The organism is Lacticaseibacillus zhaodongensis (genome assembly GCF_009687905.1).
Classification (GTDB): domain Bacteria; phylum Bacillota; class Bacilli; order Lactobacillales; family Lactobacillaceae; genus Lacticaseibacillus; species Lacticaseibacillus zhaodongensis.
This window is the reverse complement of sequence record NZ_BLBG01000011.1, coordinates 44731-62219: the sequence shown is the minus strand read 5'-3', so window position 1 is coordinate 62219 and position 17489 is coordinate 44731. Positions and strand designations below refer to the sequence as shown.

Sequence of the window (17489 nt, the reverse complement as noted above, 5' to 3'; positions counted from 1 at the left end):
CCTTTCGGTAACATGTTATCTTACTTAATTATATTCGATTGGGGCGGTCAGTTTAAGTCGCTCCTAGCACAGGGGGTAATTAATTCCTTAATTGCCCTGATAACAATAACCATTCGCAGCGGACTCTGGTAAAATCATTCATAGTGAGCGCTTAACAAGCCCCTGATGGCAGGATAGGAATTAGTAGTAAGTGAGTACTGCAGGCTTATATTTTGGTTCATAAATTGAGGTCATGATATGAAGACAATTGTAATTGGATGTACGCATGCCGGAACGGCAGCTGTCCAGGAAATTATGGCGCGGGATCCCCAAGCAGAAGTGACGGTTTTTGAGCGCCGCAACGATATTTCTTTTCTTTCCTGCGGCATCTATCTCTACCTCGAGGGGGTAGTTGATTCGCTGCGGAAGGTGTTCTACGCGACCGCACAGGACCTAGAGAAGCTCGGCCCGAACGTACATGTTAAGATGCAGTCTGATGTTGTGGCGATCCGCACGGAACTGAAGGTAGTTGAAGTGCAGGACTTGACGACCGGGCAGATGTACACGGAGCCATATGACAAAATCATCATGACCACCGGCTCCTACCCAATTGTGCCCACCATCAAGGGTGTTAACACGCATGGGGTTTACTTGTGCAAGACCTACGATGACGCACTGAATATCAAGCGGGCCAGTTTCGATGCCAGCACCATTGCCATTGTCGGTGGCGGCTACATCGGCACGGAATTAAGCGAGGCGCTCAGCCGGCGCGGTTACAAGACCACGCTGATCAACGGCCGGCCCCACATTTTGGGCCACTATGTTGATGAAGATATTGCCACCAAAATTCGCGATGACTTGGTCGCCAATGGAGTTGATGTGCATGATAATGAAGCTGTCGAGCGCTTTGAACCCGAGGGTGATGGGGTTTACATTCACACAACGCGCGGCGAGCTGCATGCGGATCTAGCAATTTGCTGTGTCGGCTTTTCACCGATGACCGAACTGGTTGCAGGGATCGTTGATTTGACTAAGCAGAAAGCGATTAAGGTCAATAATTACATGCAGACGAGTAATCCGGATATTTTTGCGGCGGGCGATTCGGCAGCAGTGCATTTTAACCCTACCAATTCACATGTTTACGCACCACTGGCGACGAATGCGGTGCGGATGGGCAAAATTGCCGGGGCGAACGTTGTGGATTACGGCAGTGTCAGTTACATGGGTACTCAATCCACCAGTGCCCTTAAACTCTTCGGTAAAACGATGGCAACTAGCGGCTTAACCTACGAGAAGGCGCACAAGTACTTCCCCGATGAGGCTGATTATGTGCACTTGACTGATAATTATCGGCCCGAATTTATGCCGACAACGGCGCAGGTTTACATGACTCTCGTCTTCAACCGCAAGACCCGGGCAATCATGGGCGCACAGTTCTACAGTGAATACGATGTTTCGATGAGCGCCAATTTGATTTCGGTCATGATTCAAAATAAGAACACTGTGGATGAGCTGGCTTATGTAGACATGCTGTTCAACCCTAGTTTTGACCGGCCATGGAATTATATGAACCTACTGGGTCACGCCGCGGTCAATAAATTGCAAAATGGGGCCGCAAAGTAAATTAATGATTTTGTTAGAATAACTGCTCGCAGCGCCGTTAATGGTCTGCGGATGGTATAGTGATAGAATAAACAGGTGGTATAAGACACTAAACTGACGCATGAGTAATGGGGAGTGGCAATGAATATGTGGAACTTGATCGGAATCGGCGCCTGGGCACTGCTTCTGATTTATCTAATCATCATCATTATTAATATTCGGCACCGGCACATCAGCATGATCGTTCACGGTAAGCGCTCCGGGCGGACGATTGCAATCGACCTGCTGGAAACGCTAGTCTTCTTGCTTTGTGCGTACGGATTGTTTTACGTCGCCGCCCTGCGGCCCGTTGATTACACCGATCCGGCGCAGGTCAGCATCAAGCATGAGTACGCCCCATTAGTTTTGCAAACTAACTCCAATCAGGCGTACTACGTGACGGTTCAGTCCGCAAGCAGTAAGTCACCGGTGCGACACTACACTTACTGGAGTGATGGCACCAAGGTCCAAGTGACGAGCCAAAATGCGACGGTGGCGTCTGATGCTAGCGTGTTGCCAGTCGATGCGTCTGGTTATCCGTGGTCCAAGAAGAAGCTACTGGAACTAGACAAGAGTAGTGACCAAGCCTTCGCCGCCACGGTCAAGGTAACCTACAAGAACACCTTCATCAACGGTTTGGGTGTGCACGCCGGGCACCAGGCGGACTCGTTCACCATCATCCGGGTGCCAAATAAGCAGCTGGTTAACGTGAAACCACTGCGGAGCGATAAGTAGTTAAAACACATTTGCGCAAAAACCATTACGGGCATGGAATAGCCGGTAATGGTTTTTGTTTTGCATTTCGGCACGACAAAAGCCATGGCGAAATGCCATGGCTTTGACGCGTAAGCGAGCTTACGCAACGAATATTCAAATCAAAAAATTGCTGTAAAAGTTTACTTGCCGTTTGGCTTGTGGAGCATGTAATCGCGCAGGCTGGAGACAATGTCTGGTTCTGGGACCTCACGCATTGCCTTGATGTTGTGAATGTGTTCGACGGAAACGTGGCTGTTTAGGGCCATGTCAGTATCCGTTAGGTCATTCCGCTTTTGGAATTCAATGATTTCACGTGCAAAATCATTCACATCGTTTTTTTCACTCACTATGTTGACCTCCAAGATTTGTTGTTATGTTCATTATACCGGAAAAACATGCGGGTGGCGTAAAGCAAGCCAAAAGCTTTTACCTAGTTTTTCACTGAACGATATGCAGTTACGTTCTGGCGCGATCACAACAGATAATTATGCTTCTTTCAGACTTTTGAACGATGGCAAGAGTGGAGTAAATTGGGATAATGGATGCAGAGCGGAGCAGTAGCCTTGTGTCCTGTAGAGCTCGCTTATGAACATATCTCGCACTCCCATTTACATACACATTCCACTTCAAGGAGGTCGCAGTCCACTCATGATTTTCACAATTGTTATTGCAGCATGGCTCATTGCCGCCGTCGTTCGCGGCTGGCAGCGCGGGCTGGTGATCACCCTGATTTCGGTGGTCGGCAGCATCGTTATCTGGGGCGCGGCGTTTATATTTTACAATCAGTTCGCCACGGTCCTCAGTAGCAGTCCCGATCCCGGGTTGGGGTGGCGCTTATTTGCCTTCTTCCTCATTGTGGTCGGTGGCCAGATGATTTTCAGCGGCCTGGCGCGACTGTCGCGGTCAATTACCTGGCTGCCCGTGATCAAACAGGTAAACAACATCGGCGGGGCGCTTGTCGGTGGTTTCTTCAGCTACATCACGATTTTTATTGCCCTAGCACTACTCATGATGATTCAGACACCGTGGATCGAGAATCAGTACAGCCAGTCGCGGACGGCGCAGTTCATCACTGAACACACGCCGCTGCTCAACAGCAACCAATTGCAAAATTGGGTCGGTGACGGTGACCAGACTAATGGTCAAAACACTGATCAGGGTGATAATCAGCCGGACAGTTCAAGTAGCACTTCCAGCAGTACCAGCGGCCAGTAGGTGAATCCGCTTTCCGGAGCTGGTATAATTAGTGTGAGCAGTAAGAGCAAAAGCTGCTACACAAAAAGCAGGAAGGCGGGATTAAGATGAGTGAATCCATTTTCTTCAACCAGGGCGACGCTTTAGCGCAAGACTTTGATTATTCAGTTGCGCGGCGCAGTGCCCAAATTTATAAAGCTCGGAATGCTATTGAGGGCGGCCTCGTCGTCGCTAAGGATGCATCCGGTAAGTTCTCCGTCTTCTACGAAAAGGACGCAGCGGTGGACAGCAACGCTAAGGCGGCAGGCAAAGACAAGTACACGGTGCTGGAGCGGTTATAATGCGGCGGTGGTTAATTAGGGGCGGCCTGATCGTCGTGATTTTGCTGGCGGCGTGGGGCTTGCAGCGGTTAATGCAGGCCCGGCCGTTGCCCAACATGGTTGCGGTGACAATCGTGGCCGTGGTGATTGGCGCTGCGGCCGCAGTGCTAGTCGCAACGTATTTACCGCAACGCAAATAGTGAAGTGCAACGGGCGGCAGCCTTCAAGACTGTCGCCCGTTGCTTGATTATGAGCCCGTCTAACAATGACGGGCTGGCCTCCCGAGATGTTAGTTCCCCCGAAGAAACACCGCGTTTGTGCTTCTTACACTTTTGGTTGTGTTTACTGATTTTCATTCACCTCCTTTGGTTCGGGCAGTTCCGGCGCCAATTTAACCCGCAGGCCCAAATCTAGATATGATAACAGGGTGCGCTGTTCGGCGTAGTCGTGCAATAATTCTTGGCGCACGGCCTCAATTTTGCTGAGCACGCGAACCCCCGAGTTGGCTGCTTGCAAGACAAGCACGGCTTGCTCCAAAATTACCGCCTTCTGGTACGTTTCCTTCGCCTGTTCATAGGCGCGACGCTGCTCGTTGCGATCGTTTGCACTCGCGATTGGTTTGGCCTCCTTTCGTAGTGGGCCCACTATTACGTCTCAACAATTTGATTGTAAACCCCGATTGGTATAGCGCACGGAAAGTTAAGATATCTGTATAGTGGCCGCAAAATCCGCTTCTTGCGCGGGGTGCTGAAAGTGTTGGTATTTTGCGGGCTGACGCGGTATAATGCTTACAAAAGATAAGTAAAAGAAAGGTGATTCTAATGGTTAAATTAACTCCTGAAATGCAACAGATGATTGGCGACCAGCTCAACTACTTGGCGACTGCTGATGAGAATGGCAATCCGGCGGTTGGACCAAAGGGCACCATGCGGGTATTCGACGATGAACACCTGATTTACAACGAAGAAACGGGCCATCATGCTTGGCATAACCTGCAGACCAACCACAAAGCCGCCGTGGCGACCGTTGACCACAAGCAGATGAAGGGTTTCCGCTTTGAAGGCCAGGCCGAGTTCCACGATGACGACCAGATTTTCGCGGACGCCCAAGCTTTTGCCAAGGCGCGGCACCTACCACCAGCAATCGCCGCGGTTGTGATCCGTGTTGACCGGATCGTGCGCCTGGATGCCGGTCCCCACGCCGGCGAGGTGATTGCGGAGTAGTCTGTGCTATAATTACGCCCAGATAGTTAAGGATAAGGGGACAGAGCAAAAATGGCTGAAACGATTCGCATCGCATACCTGTATGAAGACTTGATGAACACTTACGGTGATAGCGGGGATGTCAAAATTCTGCGCTACCTGCTCAACCAGCAGGGCTACGCCGTCAAGGTGGATAACATCAGTTTGGGGCACCCATTTGATGCTGACGATTACGACTTTGTCTTCTTCGGCGGCGGCCAGGATTACGAGCAGACCGTGGTGGCCAAGGACGTACCCCGGCTACACGACACGCTGCACAAGTACATCGAGGCGGGTAACCCGATGCTCTGCATCTGTGGCGGCTACCAATTCCTCGGCACCTACTACAAGATGGTCGATGGCACGTCAATCAACTGCCTGAACCTACTGCCACTGCACACGGTCTTCCGGCCCGAAGCCCGGATGATCGGCGACACGGAGTACGAGACCGAGTGGGGGACCGTCCGCGCGTTCGAGAACCACAGCGGCTGCACCTACTTCGACGACAAGGATAAGTTAAAGCCCCTCGGCAAAATGGTCGAAGGCTATGGCAACAACCCTGAAGATGGTGTCGAGGGGATGCGCTACAAGAACACGTTCGGCAGCTATTCACACGGGCCAATCCTGAAGAACCACAACATCGCTAACGCCTTTGCCGACATGATCGTGAAGCGGCACGCGGAGCGCACGGCGGCGGTGGCTGAAGCTTAAGTAAGATTAGTTTTGTAAATCTGGTTTCTGCCACTTCGGCGGGGCCAGATTTTTTTGCGATTTTTTACTCCACGGTGGTGGCTGAAGATGTCGGGTGGCGGGAGCATTTTCCTCCCACTGCGCTGGCGGCAGTGACGACACATGCTGGGGCACGGCTACAGGTTTGACCAAGCCCGGGTCAAATCTTCCGCCTTAGCTCCGAGCCCGCCCGTGTTTTCGCAACCATCGATGGTAAGCTTGGCGCATTGCTTTAATCATCATAGGCGGTCTCTCCGCTATCCCCGAATATTGAAAGTAGTAGCCTTGCAAACCCAGCAAGACTACTACTTTCAATATTCGTTTCAGCATGGTCACTCCCGCCAGCTCCGTTCTCGGAAAAGGCGCCCGCCGCCCTACGTTGGCTGTTCCTAGTTTTGTGATGTTGTACAGCATCATGCCGGTTCTAATCGCCTCGCCATGAACGCTAAACATAATTTATCCCACATGATGTTGGCTACAACATTATTAATTTGGGTGCTTTTGCGAACTCTGCAGGCATTAGGTAAATTGCCAGCAGATTTATTGTTAACGATGGATACAAAGGTGCAAGGTGTTCACGGCAGAACAGATATCACTGCCTATTTTGTTGGGATAAGTTAGCTAATGTTGTGCGGTGATACTGCAAATTACGCTTTTGAACACAAACGTAGCCGGGTGGAGCGCCGCTGCGTAGTGGAGTATATGCCGCGTAAAGCCCAAACAGTTGTTAAGCAGCGGGTTTCTGCTTAACAACTGGGGGTGATTTTGGGACCGCGACTGAACGTAGTGAGGGCGGCCCCAAAATTAGGTGGAAGCCACACGGAGCGCAAAGCGCGTAGTTTGGCTGCAGCCGGCCCCGGGCTGTTCCACGCGACAAGCATATACGTAACGAAGCAGCTGCGCCCCTCCCGGCGGACAGATAGCTACTTTGTTTCACGTGAAACAGGATGCCTTTTAAGCGCGAACCTCCGCTCTGTGGCGTAGTCGAGCTGCGCGGGACAGAAGGCTGCGGCTAGTACGCTTTGGGCCAAATACCCAAGGCCCAGGGTATTAGTCCCAAAGCACACTAGTCCTCACCTTCTAACCGTCCCACTCCGCTTTGTGTGCGTAGTCGAGCTGCGGTTCGCAGAAGCTTGCGCTTTACACACTTTGGACCAAATGCCAAGCCCAGGCATCTGGTCCAAAGTACGTAAATGCTCAGCTTCTAAGCGCGAACCTCCGCTCTGTGTTCAAAATGATGGCGGTTGCTAAAGCCTGGCACGTGGGCTAAACTTAGAAGTAATGTGAAACTGGTATTGTTCCACAAAGTGGCCGCTGAAAACCTTAATGCAGCGGCATGGAACACAGAAAGAGAGCAAATACATGACGCCCGAAGAATTCGCCGCAGCCCTAGCTGCCCAGGGAATTGAATTAAGCACGGAGCAGCGCGATCAGTTTGCGGAATATTACCGCTACCTGATCAGTGAGAACGAGAAGATGAACCTCACCGCGATTACCGCTGCGCCCGAGGTTTACTTGAAGCATTTCTATGACTCAATTATGCCCTTGCTGCCGCTTAAGGATCTGCGCGGGAATGCATTGACGCTGTGCGATGTGGGTGCTGGCGCCGGCTTTCCATCGCTGCCGATGAAAATTTTGAATCCGCAGCTGCGGGTCACCATTGTTGACTCGCTACAAAAGCGGATCGATTTTCTGGACCGGCTCTGCAAACGGCTGCACCTTGAGGGCGTTGAGCTCGTACACGACCGCGCCGAGACTTTTGGCGGGAAAAAATCACCGTACCGCGAGCGTTTTGACTTGGTGACGGCGCGCGCCGTGGCCGCTTTGCCCGTTCTGGCAGAGTTGTGCTTGCCACTGGTTAAGGTCGGCGGGCGCTTCGTCGCGCTGAAGGCAACCCACGCGCCGAACGAATTGGCCGCAAGCACGCAGGCGCTCACGACGCTGGGCGGCAAGCTCGACCAAGATTACTTGTTGCATTTGCCCCTTGCTGATGAGGTGCGGCACATCCTTGTGATCGATAAGGTTGCCGTTACCCCGAAGAAGTATCCGCGGAAGCCGGGGACCCCGGCCAAGCAGCCAATTGGAGGCTAGATTATGGCACTGAATCTTTTTGGACGGAAGAAGAAAAACACGAATGAAGTGGTGGATATTGCCACGGCGGACATCGTGCCCAACCGTTTTCAGCCCCGGAAGGTCTTCCAGGAGGAGTCCATCAAGGAGCTGGCGGCGACCATTAAGAATCACGGATTGCTGCAGCCAATCGTGGTGCGCGAATACGAACACGGCCATTACGAAATCATTGCTGGTGAGCGCCGGTTTCGGGCGGTAACAACGCAGCTCGGTTGGCAAAAAGTTCCCGCGATCATCACGAAGATGGCGGATGATGAATCTGCCGCCATGGCGATCGTTGAAAACCTGCAGCGGGCCCAACTGACCCCCGTAGAAGAGGCCCGCGCGTACGATGAATTGATGCAGGCTAACTCGATGACGCAGGCAACTTTGGCCCGGCAAATCGGCAAAAGTCAGTCTTTTGTCGCCAACAAGTTGCGGCTATTAAAGCTGAGTGATGCCGCGCAGACCGCCATCATGAACGGGGCCATCACCGAACGCCACGGCCGCGAACTGTTGAAGCTTGATCCCGCCCAGCAGCAGGAGGCGCTGACACAGATTGCACAGAACAATCTGACTGTTAAGGAAACCGCCGAGGTGGTGCAGGAGATTTTGCACCCCGATGATACGCCGGAAGCTGTTGAAGAAGCTTCAGCCAACGAAGCCATCGCGCAGCGGGTCACCGCGGAACTAGCGGACGAACAAACGCCAGCTCCTGCCAAGAAGAAAGCCGCAAAGCCCCGCAAGCGGCGTCCAGCCCTGACGCACGACACGCGGATCGCGGTCAACACCATCAAGCATTCGCTGCAGATGGTCAAGGACTCCGGCATGGAACTTAAGAGTCACGAAGAGGACGACGGTGATGTGTACCGGATCGTCATCGAGATTCCTAAGAACAAGTAGCTGGCCGCCCACGCGGTCACATGATAGGAGGTAATCGATTGGCACACGTAATTGCAATTGCAAACCAAAAGGGTGGGGTCGGTAAGACGACGACCACCGTTAACCTCGCCGCCTGCCTCGCTAACGCCGGCAAACGCGTTTTGATCGTGGACGACGATGCGCAGGGTAACGCAACTAGCGGCGTCGGCATCGAGAAGCCGCAGGTGCACAAGGATATCTATGACGTGCTGGTGAACGAGGAAGCAATCACCGAGACCATCCTGCACACCGCGCATAAGGGTGTGGACATCGTGCCGGCGACCATTCAGCTGGCCGGGGCCGAAATTGAACTCACCGCCCAAATGGCCCGCGAAATGCGGCTGAAGCTGGGTTTGGAACCAATTTTGGACCAGTACGATTACATTCTGATCGACTGCCCGCCGTCACTCGGCCAGCTGTCAATCAACGCATTTACCGCCAGCAACTCGATCATGATTCCGGTGCAGAGCGAGTTCTACGCCCTGGAAGGTTTGGGCCAGTTGCTGAACACCATCAAGCTCGTGCAAAAGCACTTCAATCCGCACCTGGCGATTGAAGGGGTGCTGCTGACCATGTATGACGCCCGGACCAACCTGGGCGCGCAGGTTATTAACGAAGTGCGGGAACACTTCGGCGACCACGTGTACACGACTGTCATTCCGCGGCTGACCCGGCTGGCGGAGGCACCGTCATATGGTGAGCCAATCGTGGACTATGACCCCCACTCCCGGGCGGCTCAAGTCTACGATGATTTAGCAAAGGAGGTGCTTGCTGCTCATGGTGAATAAGAAGGGAAAAGGCCTTGGTCGCGGAATTGACGCGATTTTTGGTGAAATCGACAAGGAATCAGCGACTGACGAGGCCGTGGAGGAGATCGGTCTGGACGAGATTCGGCCCAATCCGTACCAGCCACGGCAGACCTTTGATGAGGCGGCGCTAGCTGATTTAGCGCAGTCCATCAAGAAGACGGGCGTTTTTCAGCCCATTATTGTGCGCAAAAGTGTCAATGGCTACGAGATCATTGCTGGCGAGCGGCGCTTCCGGGCGTCCAAAATTGCCGGTAAAGATAGCATTCCAGCCATCGTGCGCGATTTTGATGAAGCCGCAATGATGGAAGTCGCCGTGCTGGAGAACCTGCAGCGCGAGAACCTGACGCCGATCGAAGAGGCCCAGGCTTACGACATGCTCATTAAGAAGCTGAACCTCACGCAGGTCCAGGTTTCCGAACGGCTGGGCAAGAGCCGGCCGTATATCGCGAATTATCTGCGCCTGTTGTCCCTGCCGGCTGCGGTCAAGCAGATGTTAAACAACGGCGAATTGTCGATGGGGCAAGCGCGGACCTTGCTCAGCTTGAAGAAAAAGAATAAGCTCGTTGCGTTGGCCAAACGGACGGTCAGCGAGAATCTGACCGTCCGCCAGCTCGAAAAGCTGATCGCGCAGGAAAACGCCGGCGCGCAGCCGAAGAAAGCTACCAAGGCCAAGCCGAAGTCACCGTACTTACGCGCCAGTGAGAACCAGCTGGTCGACCGCTTCGGTACTAAGGTCAACATCGCCCAGAGCCAAAAGGGGACGGGTCACATCGAGATCAGCTTCACGAACACTGAGGACCTGAACCGGATCCTAGCCATGCTGGACGTCAACATAGACTAAGTAAGAAGGAATCGGGGAACAGTTATGTACGACCTAAATGATTTTGTCCAAATGAAGAAGCCCCATGCGTGCGGCACCAACCGCTGGCAAATCATCCGCATGGGTGCCGACATCAAGATTCAATGCAGCGGTTGCGGGCACATCGTGATGATGAGCCGCCGCGACTTTGAAAAGCGCCTCAAGAAGGTGCTGGAGAAGGCTGCGCCGCAAACACCCGGTACCGATGCAGAATAAACATAAATCACAATTGTCGCTAGCCGCGGGGCCCTTGCTCCGCGCAGGAAAGGAATAATACTAAAATGTCTTTAACAGCTGGGATTGTCGGACTGCCAAACGTTGGTAAGTCCACCTTGTTTAACGCCATCACCAAGGCCGGTGCCGAGATGGCGAACTACCCATTTGCAACGATTGACCCAAACGTCGGCATGGTTGAAGTGCCGGATGCCCGCCTGGCCCGGATCGACGAACTGATCCCCGCCAAGAAGGTCATTCACACCACCTTCGAATTCACCGATATTGCCGGGATCGTTAAGGGTGCCAGCAAGGGTGAAGGTCTTGGGAACAAGTTCCTGGAGAATATTCGCCAGGTTGACGCCATCGTGCATGTTGTCCGTGCTTTTGATGATGACAACATCACCCACGTTTCCGGCAAAATCGACCCGATCGAAGACATGGAAACCATCAACATGGAGCTCGCCATCGCCGACCTTGATTCTGTGAACAAGCGTTACGACAAGGTGGAGAAGGTTGCGCGTTCCGGTGACAAGGAAGCTAAGGCTGAATTTGCAGTCCTTAACAAAATCAAGCCGGTCCTCGAAGAAGGCAAGGCCGTCCGCGGCATCGACTTCAACAAGGATGAAGCCAAAATTGTGAAGGGGCTGTTCCTGCTCACCAGCAAGCCGGTTCTCTACGTGGCTAACATTGCTGAAGAGTTCATGGCGAGCCCTGACGACTGCCCATACGTTGGTCAGATCAAGGAAGAGGCCGCTAAGGAGGGCGCCGAGGTCATTGCCCTTTGCGCCGAGTCCGAAGAGGAAATCTCCGAACTGGACGACAACGACAAGGCCGACTTCCTCGAAGCTGAAGGCGTTGAGGAGTCCGGTCTGGACAAGCTGATCCGGGCCAGCTACCACCTGCTTGGCCTCGCCACCTTCTTCACTGCCGGTGGTAAGGAAACGCGCGCTTGGACCTTCAAGCGCGGCATGAAGGCCCCACAAGTTGCCGGAATCATTCACTCTGACTTCGAGCGCGGCTTCATTCGCGCCGAGACCATGTCCTTCACTGACCTCGACAAGTACGGTAGTGTTGCCGCTGTCCGGGAGGCGGGCCGGCTGCGCGCTGAAGGTAAGGAGTACGAAGTTCAAGATGGGGACATCATTGAATTCCGCTTCAACGTCTAAACTAGCTGCAAAATAATTTTGTTCGGTGTCGGTCCCGTTGCGGGCCGCATCATACATACCATTAGGAGGAAAGCAATGCCACGGAAAAAGAACGCAGAAGCAGCGCCAGAGCCAAAGCCAGTCGACGTTAACGAGTTACTGGGTCAGCTCACGAAGAAGAACGCTGATTACGTCTTCAAGTTACGCAAGTTTTTGAAGGATAACGGTGCTGACGACGAGAAGGAACAGGAGATTCTTGGTGAATTCCTGCCGAAAATCGTTGAGGAGCAAAAGTCCGGCAAGCCGGCTAATCAAGTTTACGGTTCGCCAAGCGTGCTGGCTAACAACTTGTTACACGCGCCTAAGCCAAAGCAGCACCACAACTTCTGGCTGGAGACGCTGGACCTCGGCTTGTCCTTCCTAGCCATTTTCGCCGTCATTTACGGGGCGATGCACTACTTTGCTAAGAACGCCAGCCAGGAGAGCTCTGGTGGCCTGCTGTCACTGGTACTGATGTCCTTTGTTGCATCATTCGTGTTCAACTACTACAACCGCTGGACGCTCATGGACAAAGAGAAGCGGCCTAACTTGTTCCTGATCATCATTGCCGGTATGGCGATCATTGTTGTGGTTTCAATCGTGTCGACTTGGCTCACATCGGTCAACACTATCGTTACCGCACCACTCCCACCAATCGGCCAGTTCATCGTCGCCGCTGCAGCCTACGCAGGTCACTTCTTCTTGAAGCGGATCTACCACCTGCCAAACCTGTTCCAGGCAGCAACGAAGGATTAAAACAAGGCGGAGCAACCCGGTTAGAGTCTGAGGATTAACGTAATTTTGGGGTTCATGTCATGGTTTTCGACATGGGCCCCAAAATTTTGTTAACCGCAGGACTCTGGGTTGAGCAGCTGGACTAAGAAACAAAGCGGAGCAACCCGGTTAGAGTCCGAGGATTAGTGGAACTTCTGGGAAACACCCGGTTTTTGGGTGTTACCCAGAAGTTAGACTAGCCGCAGGACTCTGGGTTGAGCAGCTGGACTAGGAAACAAAGCGGAGCAACCCGGTTAGAGTCCGAGGATTAAAGTAAAGGGGCTCAGTCACAAGGAGTGGCTTCGAAGCGACTGACGATCTTCGCTGCCGGCCGTTTCACTGTCCATTCCACTAAGGGCACAAACCGCCCAAGTGGAAGTGGCTCCGCTTAGCCTAAATGAGGTGTATTCCCCAAGTCCGGGAATACACCTCATTTTTGCTAATGCTCAGGAGCTGACCGCATTGTGGGTCACTCTCATAAATGTAACAACTGGCGCAGCAAAAGTTACTTAATAAACGAACCAAAGTTATTATTAATAATACCCGTAAGCGTTAGACCAGTGCCTGGGTCCCTTGCTTACGGATATTTTTATGCACATTTGCATTCAAAATGAGTTACTGAAAGCATAAGATGACAAAACGTCTCATAAACCTGTGACGAAATTGTTAGCGCTTCATGATGCCTAACTACCAGCAATTGTTGTAAAGTTTCTGGGTCGAAATGTGAACTTTTTTGGACAGATGTATTGCGCTTTAATGAATTCAGTCCCATAATAAGGCACAGAAACTCATGCTAACTTAACAATTGGTTTTTAAAAATTAGAAAGAGGGGTGTGACTAGTGGGCGCAGAAACTGATAAGTTCTTAGACATCCGCGACGTCAGCACAGCCTTTAAGATTAACGACAAGTTCTATGACGCCGTTACGGATGTAAACCTAGAAGTACATAGAGATGAGATTCTTGCCATCGTTGGGGAATCCGGCTGCGGTAAAAGTACACTGGCAACCACGATTATGGGCCTGCATGAACCTGATGCCACCAAAATCAGTGGCGAGATTGATTTTGAAGGCCAGGACTTACTCAAACTTGACGAGGCTGGCTACAACAAAGTGCGTGGTTCCAAAATCGGCATGATCTTCCAAGATCCGATGTCTGCCTTGGACCCATTAAAGCGCATTGAGGAGCAAATCGGTGAGGTACTGGTCTACCACACCAACATGACTGCTGAGGAACGGCACAAGCGAGTGCTGGAACTGCTCAATCAGGTTGGAATCGAAGACCCAGAGCTGACGGCCAAGCAGTTTCCACATGAGCTGTCTGGTGGGATGCGGCAGCGGGTCATCATCGCGATTGCGGTTGCCTGCAAGCCGGAACTCATCATCGCCGATGAACCAACGACCGCGCTGGACGTTACGATTCAGGCACAGATTCTGGACTTATTACGAGACATTCAGAAGGAGAACCACGCCGGAATCATCCTCATCACCCATGATTTAGGGGTCGTTGCGGAGACGGCTGACCGGGTTGCAGTTATGTACGCTGGGCAGATCGTTGAACTGGGCACCGCGGAGCAGATTTTCAACCGGCCCCAGCACCCATACACCCGGTCGTTGCTTCGGGCAATGCCCCAGCGCGGGAGTGAGAACGATGACCTGTACGTTATCCAGGGCATGGTGCCATCACTGCAGCGCATGCCAACAGAAGGCGACCGCTTTGCACCGCGGATTCCGTGGGTGCCAGCGTCAGCCCATGAGGAGCAGCCTGAAATGCACGAGCTCGATCCCGGCCATTTCGTTCGCTGCACCTGCTACAAGGACTTTAAATTTCCAGACGAAGGAGGTAGCGGCCAATGAGCATCATTGAAGTTAAAGACTTAACAGTCCACTACCCAATTCGTGGCGGGTTCTGGAACCGGGTCGTTGATACCGTGAAGGCTGTTGATGGGGTCAGCTTCTCAATTGAGCCAGGGGAAACTTTCGGCTTGGTCGGTGAATCTGGTTCTGGTAAGTCGACGACTGGCAAGTCCATCGTTGGTTTGGAGACGGCCACTTCCGGCAGCATCCTTTACAACGGCGTGGATGTTACCAAACGTTCAGTGCGCAGACGTATGCAATACAACCGCGATATTCAGATGATTTTCCAAGACTCATTGTCCAGCCTAAACCCCCGCAAACGGATTGAAAGTATCATCGCGGAGCCGCTTCGGAACTTTGAACAGCTGAGCCCCGAAGACGAGAAACTGCGGGTCCTGCAACTACTGGACATCGTTGGTTTAGGGCCAGATGCACTTTACAAGTATCCATATCAATTCTCTGGCGGGCAGCGGCAACGAATCGGTGTGGCCCGGGCGGTCGCAACTGATCCGAAGCTGATCATTGCTGACGAACCAGTGTCAGCACTGGACTTGTCCGTGCAGGCACAAGTACTTAATTTCATGAAAAAGGTGCAGCGCGACTTAGGCGTTTCTTACTTATTCATTTCCCATGACCTCGGGGTTGTGCGGCACATGTGTACCAGAATTGCAATTATGCACCGGGGCCGGCTTGTTGAGATCGGGACTCGGGATGACATTTATAACCACCCGCTCCACATTTACACGCAGCGCTTGCTCGCCGCGATTCCGGAGACCAATGTTGATCACCGTGAAGAACACCGTAAGCACCGTTTGGAAATCGAGCGGCAGTACGAAGAAGAACAGTCACTGTATTACGACCAAGACGGCGGCGCGTTCCCACTCGTTGCTGTATCGCCAACGCACTCGGTTGCCTTGGCGCCGAAGACGATTGCTGCAGAAAAGGCTGGGAGGTGAACGACATGTGGAAAACAATTTTACGGCGAGTATTAATCATGATTCCCGAGCTTGTCGTTCTCAGTGTCCTGGTCTTCCTGCTTGCCAAAATGATGCCTGGTGACCCGTTCACCGGTTCCATCAACCCGCGGCTGGGTCAGGAACAGATTCACCACCTAATGCGGATCAACGGCTTGTATGACCCTTGGTACCAGCAGTACTGGAACTGGGTCGTGCACCTCTTCCACGGCAATCTGGGGACCAGCTACGAGTACCACGAACCAGTGATTGATTTGATCAAACAGCGTGGGGCCAACACCCTCTGGCTTGCATTCTTCACCATGATCATGACTTACGCGATTGGCCTGCCCCTCGGGATTTACGCCGGCAAGCACGAAGGCAAGCTGCAGGATACCCTCGTTCAGATTTACACCTACGTCACCATGGCGATTCCATACTTCGTTGTTCTGGTTGTCGGCATCTGGATCTTCGGCTACGGATTGGACATTTTCCCAACGACCGGGTCGGTATCAGCGCAAGCAAATGGTTTTGGACCGACGCTGATATCGCGATTAGGGCACATCATCTTGCCGGGCATGCTCGGGGCGTTGTTCGGGACGGTTAATATCGTCCAGTACCTACGTTCCGAAGTCATCGATTCGAAGCACTCCGAATATGTCAAGACGGTGCGGTCGAAAGGTGTGCCAATGGGGTCCATTTACAGACACCATATCTTCCGCAACTCATTGCTGCCAATCGCGGCCTTTGCGGGTTACTCCATTACCGGTTTACTCGGTGGGTCCATTTTTACCGAAATGGTCTTCTCCTATCCCGGCATGGGGCTGCTGTTCCTAAACGCGATCAACTTCCGTGACTACACGGTCATTACCGCGCTGGTTCTGCTGTATGGCTTCCTGAACCTGCTGGGCACACTGCTATCCGATATTGTGCTGAGCATTGTCGATCCACGGATTCGCGTATCTTAGGGAGGCGCTTTTGAATGGAAAACAAAATTGACAAAAAAAGCACCATCTCCGCGGCGGATCTCAAACGGCTGAGTGCCGAAGCGGAACAAGAGGCTGCACCTTCTGGCTTCACAATCATGGCGCGAGAGTTTATCGCTGATAAGCCGGCGCTCATCGCGTTGATCATCATTTTGGCCTTCTTCATTTTCGTAACAGTTGCGTCGTTTTTCATCGACGTGCCCAAGATGATGGAAACCAATATCTTGGCTTATTACAACGAGCCCTTTACCAAGGACTTCTTCCTCGGGGCAGATTCCGCGGGCCGCTCAATTGCTAAGCAGTTGATTGTTGGTTCTCGGGATTCAATCGGGATTGCACTCGGGCTGACCGTCATTTCATCCACGTTTGGGATTTGCTGGGGCATGGTGTCCGGCTACTTCGGTGGCACCGCTGACCTCGTGATGCAACGTGTGTACGACTTCATGATGATCATCCCAATGCTGATGACAATCATCGTTATCGTTACCATCATTCCTAATTACAACGCCATCACCTTGACCCTGATTCTGTCCTGCTTCTACTGGATGGGTACTTCCCGACTGATCCGTTCGCGGACGCTGGCCGAGACGCAGAAGGATTACGTCCAGGCGTCCAAGGCTTTCGGTACGAGTAATCTCAAAATTATTTTCCGGGAAATAATGCCCAACATTTCCTCACTGATCATTGTTGATACCACGCTCTCATTTGCTGAGAACATGGGGGTTGAAACCGGGCTCTCATACCTGGGCTTTGGCCTGCCAATGGGGACCCCATCACTGGGGACGTTGATTGCGAACGCTAACGACCCGGAAAACATCACGCATTACTGGTGGACATGGCTGCCGGCAGCGCTGGAGATTATCATCCTTTGCCTGTCGATCAGTTACGTTGGCCAAGTTCTGCGGCGGACGCTGAACGCGTCTCAGCGGCGGGGCAAGCAAGAAAAATAATTATTTTGCAATTA

General features: G+C 52.6%; 20 protein-coding genes. 18 read left to right on the top strand and 2 right to left on the bottom strand.

The features are described 5' to 3' along the window. Positions 1 to 237: 237 nt before the first annotated feature. The gene (locus tag GN107_RS08385) at positions 238 to 1602 is read left to right on the top strand and encodes an FAD-dependent oxidoreductase (protein ID WP_155287360.1); all 1365 of its coding nucleotides are present in this window, start codon (positions 238 to 240) and stop codon (positions 1600 to 1602) included. 120 nt (positions 1603 to 1722) lie between these two features. Further along, positions 1723 to 2355 (top strand): LVIS_2131 family protein, encoded by a 633-nt coding sequence (locus GN107_RS08380; protein ID WP_155287359.1) that lies wholly within the window; start codon positions 1723 to 1725, stop codon positions 2353 to 2355. A gap of 161 nt (positions 2356 to 2516) precedes the next feature. Here GN107_RS08380 and GN107_RS08375 read toward each other — a convergent pair whose 3' ends face one another. After that, entirely contained in the window at positions 2517 to 2723 is a 207-nt protein-coding gene (locus GN107_RS08375; RefSeq protein ID WP_155287358.1) for an LBP_cg2779 family protein, read from the bottom strand. 301 nt (positions 2724 to 3024) lie between these two features. Between GN107_RS08375 and GN107_RS08370 the strand changes: the two genes are divergently transcribed. The 3 genes from GN107_RS08370 (at position 3025) to GN107_RS08360 (ending at position 4090) form a co-directional block, all read left to right on the top strand. After that, positions 3025 to 3591, top strand: a complete 567-nt coding sequence (locus GN107_RS08370) for a CvpA family protein (protein WP_196246294.1) — start codon at positions 3025 to 3027, stop codon at positions 3589 to 3591. A gap of 86 nt (positions 3592 to 3677) precedes the next feature. Beyond that, positions 3678 to 3911, top strand: coding sequence for a hypothetical protein (locus GN107_RS08365; protein WP_155287356.1), 234 nt, complete (start codon positions 3678 to 3680; stop codon positions 3909 to 3911). Continuing rightward, complete coding sequence (locus tag GN107_RS08360) at positions 3911 to 4090, top strand: hypothetical protein (RefSeq protein ID WP_155287355.1); 180 nt, start codon at positions 3911 to 3913, stop codon at positions 4088 to 4090. The genes GN107_RS08365 and GN107_RS08360 overlap by 1 nt, the downstream gene beginning before the upstream one ends. A gap of 142 nt (positions 4091 to 4232) precedes the next feature. Here GN107_RS08360 and GN107_RS08355 read toward each other — a convergent pair whose 3' ends face one another. Next, positions 4233 to 4535 (bottom strand): hypothetical protein, encoded by a 303-nt coding sequence (locus tag GN107_RS08355; RefSeq protein ID WP_155287354.1) that lies wholly within the window; start codon positions 4533 to 4535, stop codon positions 4233 to 4235. Between the two features lie 176 nt (positions 4536 to 4711). On the opposite strand from GN107_RS08355, the gene GN107_RS08350 reads away from it, so the two are divergent. The 13 genes from GN107_RS08350 to GN107_RS08290 all read left to right on the top strand — a co-directional run bounded on the left by GN107_RS08350 (position 4712) and on the right by GN107_RS08290 (position 17475). Beyond that, a complete protein-coding gene (locus GN107_RS08350; RefSeq protein WP_155287353.1) occupies positions 4712 to 5113 on the top strand; it encodes a pyridoxamine 5'-phosphate oxidase family protein in 402 nt (133 codons plus the stop codon). Positions 5114 to 5164: 51 nt separating this feature from the next. Further along, a complete protein-coding gene (locus GN107_RS08345; RefSeq protein ID WP_155287352.1) occupies positions 5165 to 5842 on the top strand; it encodes a type 1 glutamine amidotransferase in 678 nt (225 codons plus the stop codon). Between the two features lie 1380 nt (positions 5843 to 7222). Then, positions 7223 to 7951 (top strand): 16S rRNA (guanine(527)-N(7))-methyltransferase RsmG, encoded by a 729-nt coding sequence (gene rsmG / locus GN107_RS08340; RefSeq protein ID WP_155287351.1) that lies wholly within the window; start codon positions 7223 to 7225, stop codon positions 7949 to 7951. Positions 7952 to 7954: 3 nt separating this feature from the next. Further along, the gene (locus GN107_RS08335; RefSeq protein ID WP_155287350.1) at positions 7955 to 8872 is read left to right on the top strand and encodes a ParB/RepB/Spo0J family partition protein; all 918 of its coding nucleotides are present in this window, start codon (positions 7955 to 7957) and stop codon (positions 8870 to 8872) included. A gap of 38 nt (positions 8873 to 8910) precedes the next feature. Next, entirely contained in the window at positions 8911 to 9678 is a 768-nt protein-coding gene (locus GN107_RS08330) for a ParA family protein (RefSeq protein ID WP_155287349.1), read from the top strand. Next, on the top strand, positions 9668 to 10540 hold the full coding sequence (locus GN107_RS08325) for a ParB/RepB/Spo0J family partition protein (protein ID WP_155287348.1): 873 nt from the start codon (positions 9668 to 9670) through the stop codon (positions 10538 to 10540). Before GN107_RS08330 ends, GN107_RS08325 begins: the two co-directional genes overlap by 11 nt. A 24-nt stretch (positions 10541 to 10564) precedes the next feature. After that, a complete protein-coding gene (locus GN107_RS08320; protein ID WP_155287347.1) occupies positions 10565 to 10774 on the top strand; it encodes a DUF951 domain-containing protein in 210 nt (69 codons plus the stop codon). 65 nt (positions 10775 to 10839) lie between these two features. Beyond that, entirely contained in the window at positions 10840 to 11940 is a 1101-nt protein-coding gene (ychF, locus tag GN107_RS08315; protein ID WP_155287346.1) for a redox-regulated ATPase YchF, read from the top strand. Positions 11941 to 12015: 75 nt separating this feature from the next. Next, positions 12016 to 12714, top strand: coding sequence for a DUF1129 domain-containing protein (locus tag GN107_RS08310; protein ID WP_155287345.1), 699 nt, complete (start codon positions 12016 to 12018; stop codon positions 12712 to 12714). Positions 12715 to 13572: 858 nt separating this feature from the next. Further along, complete coding sequence (locus tag GN107_RS08305) at positions 13573 to 14586, top strand: ABC transporter ATP-binding protein (RefSeq protein WP_155287344.1); 1014 nt, start codon at positions 13573 to 13575, stop codon at positions 14584 to 14586. Beyond that, entirely contained in the window at positions 14583 to 15542 is a 960-nt protein-coding gene (locus GN107_RS08300; RefSeq protein ID WP_155287343.1) for an ABC transporter ATP-binding protein, read from the top strand. Before GN107_RS08305 ends, GN107_RS08300 begins: the two co-directional genes overlap by 4 nt. 5 nt (positions 15543 to 15547) lie before the next feature. Next, positions 15548 to 16507 carry an ABC transporter permease gene (locus tag GN107_RS08295; protein ID WP_155287342.1) on the top strand — a complete coding sequence of 320 codons (960 nt, stop codon included), beginning with the start codon at positions 15548 to 15550 and terminating at the stop codon, positions 16505 to 16507. Positions 16508 to 16521: 14 nt separating this feature from the next. Further along, the gene (locus tag GN107_RS08290) at positions 16522 to 17475 is read left to right on the top strand and encodes an ABC transporter permease (RefSeq protein WP_155287341.1); all 954 of its coding nucleotides are present in this window, start codon (positions 16522 to 16524) and stop codon (positions 17473 to 17475) included. Positions 17476 to 17489: the final 14 nt, after the last annotated feature.

Excerpts from the sequence above, each read along its gene's own strand:
- GN107_RS08370 (WP_196246294.1), top strand. The coding sequence starts at position 3,025 with ATGATTTTCACAATTGTTATTGCAGCATGGCTCATTGCCGCCGTCGTT.
- GN107_RS08380 (WP_155287359.1), top strand. The coding sequence starts at position 1,723 with ATGAATATGTGGAACTTGATCGGAATCGGCGCCTGGGCACTGCTTCTG.
- GN107_RS08360 (WP_155287355.1), top strand. The coding sequence starts at position 3,911 with ATGCGGCGGTGGTTAATTAGGGGCGGCCTGATCGTCGTGATTTTGCTG.
- GN107_RS08385 (WP_155287360.1), top strand. The coding sequence starts at position 238 with ATGAAGACAATTGTAATTGGATGTACGCATGCCGGAACGGCAGCTGTC.
- GN107_RS08350 (WP_155287353.1), top strand. The coding sequence starts at position 4,712 with ATGGTTAAATTAACTCCTGAAATGCAACAGATGATTGGCGACCAGCTC.
- GN107_RS08295 (WP_155287342.1), top strand. The coding sequence starts at position 15,548 with ATGTGGAAAACAATTTTACGGCGAGTATTAATCATGATTCCCGAGCTT.
- rsmG (WP_155287351.1), top strand. The coding sequence starts at position 7,223 with ATGACGCCCGAAGAATTCGCCGCAGCCCTAGCTGCCCAGGGAATTGAA.
- GN107_RS08365 (WP_155287356.1), top strand. The coding sequence starts at position 3,678 with ATGAGTGAATCCATTTTCTTCAACCAGGGCGACGCTTTAGCGCAAGAC.
- GN107_RS08300 (WP_155287343.1), top strand. The coding sequence starts at position 14,583 with ATGAGCATCATTGAAGTTAAAGACTTAACAGTCCACTACCCAATTCGT.
- GN107_RS08320 (WP_155287347.1), top strand. The coding sequence starts at position 10,565 with ATGTACGACCTAAATGATTTTGTCCAAATGAAGAAGCCCCATGCGTGC.
- GN107_RS08345 (WP_155287352.1), top strand. The coding sequence starts at position 5,165 with ATGGCTGAAACGATTCGCATCGCATACCTGTATGAAGACTTGATGAAC.
- GN107_RS08310 (WP_155287345.1), top strand. The coding sequence starts at position 12,016 with ATGCCACGGAAAAAGAACGCAGAAGCAGCGCCAGAGCCAAAGCCAGTC.
- GN107_RS08290 (WP_155287341.1), top strand. The coding sequence starts at position 16,522 with ATGGAAAACAAAATTGACAAAAAAAGCACCATCTCCGCGGCGGATCTC.
- GN107_RS08335 (WP_155287350.1), top strand. The coding sequence starts at position 7,955 with ATGGCACTGAATCTTTTTGGACGGAAGAAGAAAAACACGAATGAAGTG.
- GN107_RS08325 (WP_155287348.1), top strand. The coding sequence starts at position 9,668 with ATGGTGAATAAGAAGGGAAAAGGCCTTGGTCGCGGAATTGACGCGATT.
- ychF (WP_155287346.1), top strand. The coding sequence starts at position 10,840 with ATGTCTTTAACAGCTGGGATTGTCGGACTGCCAAACGTTGGTAAGTCC.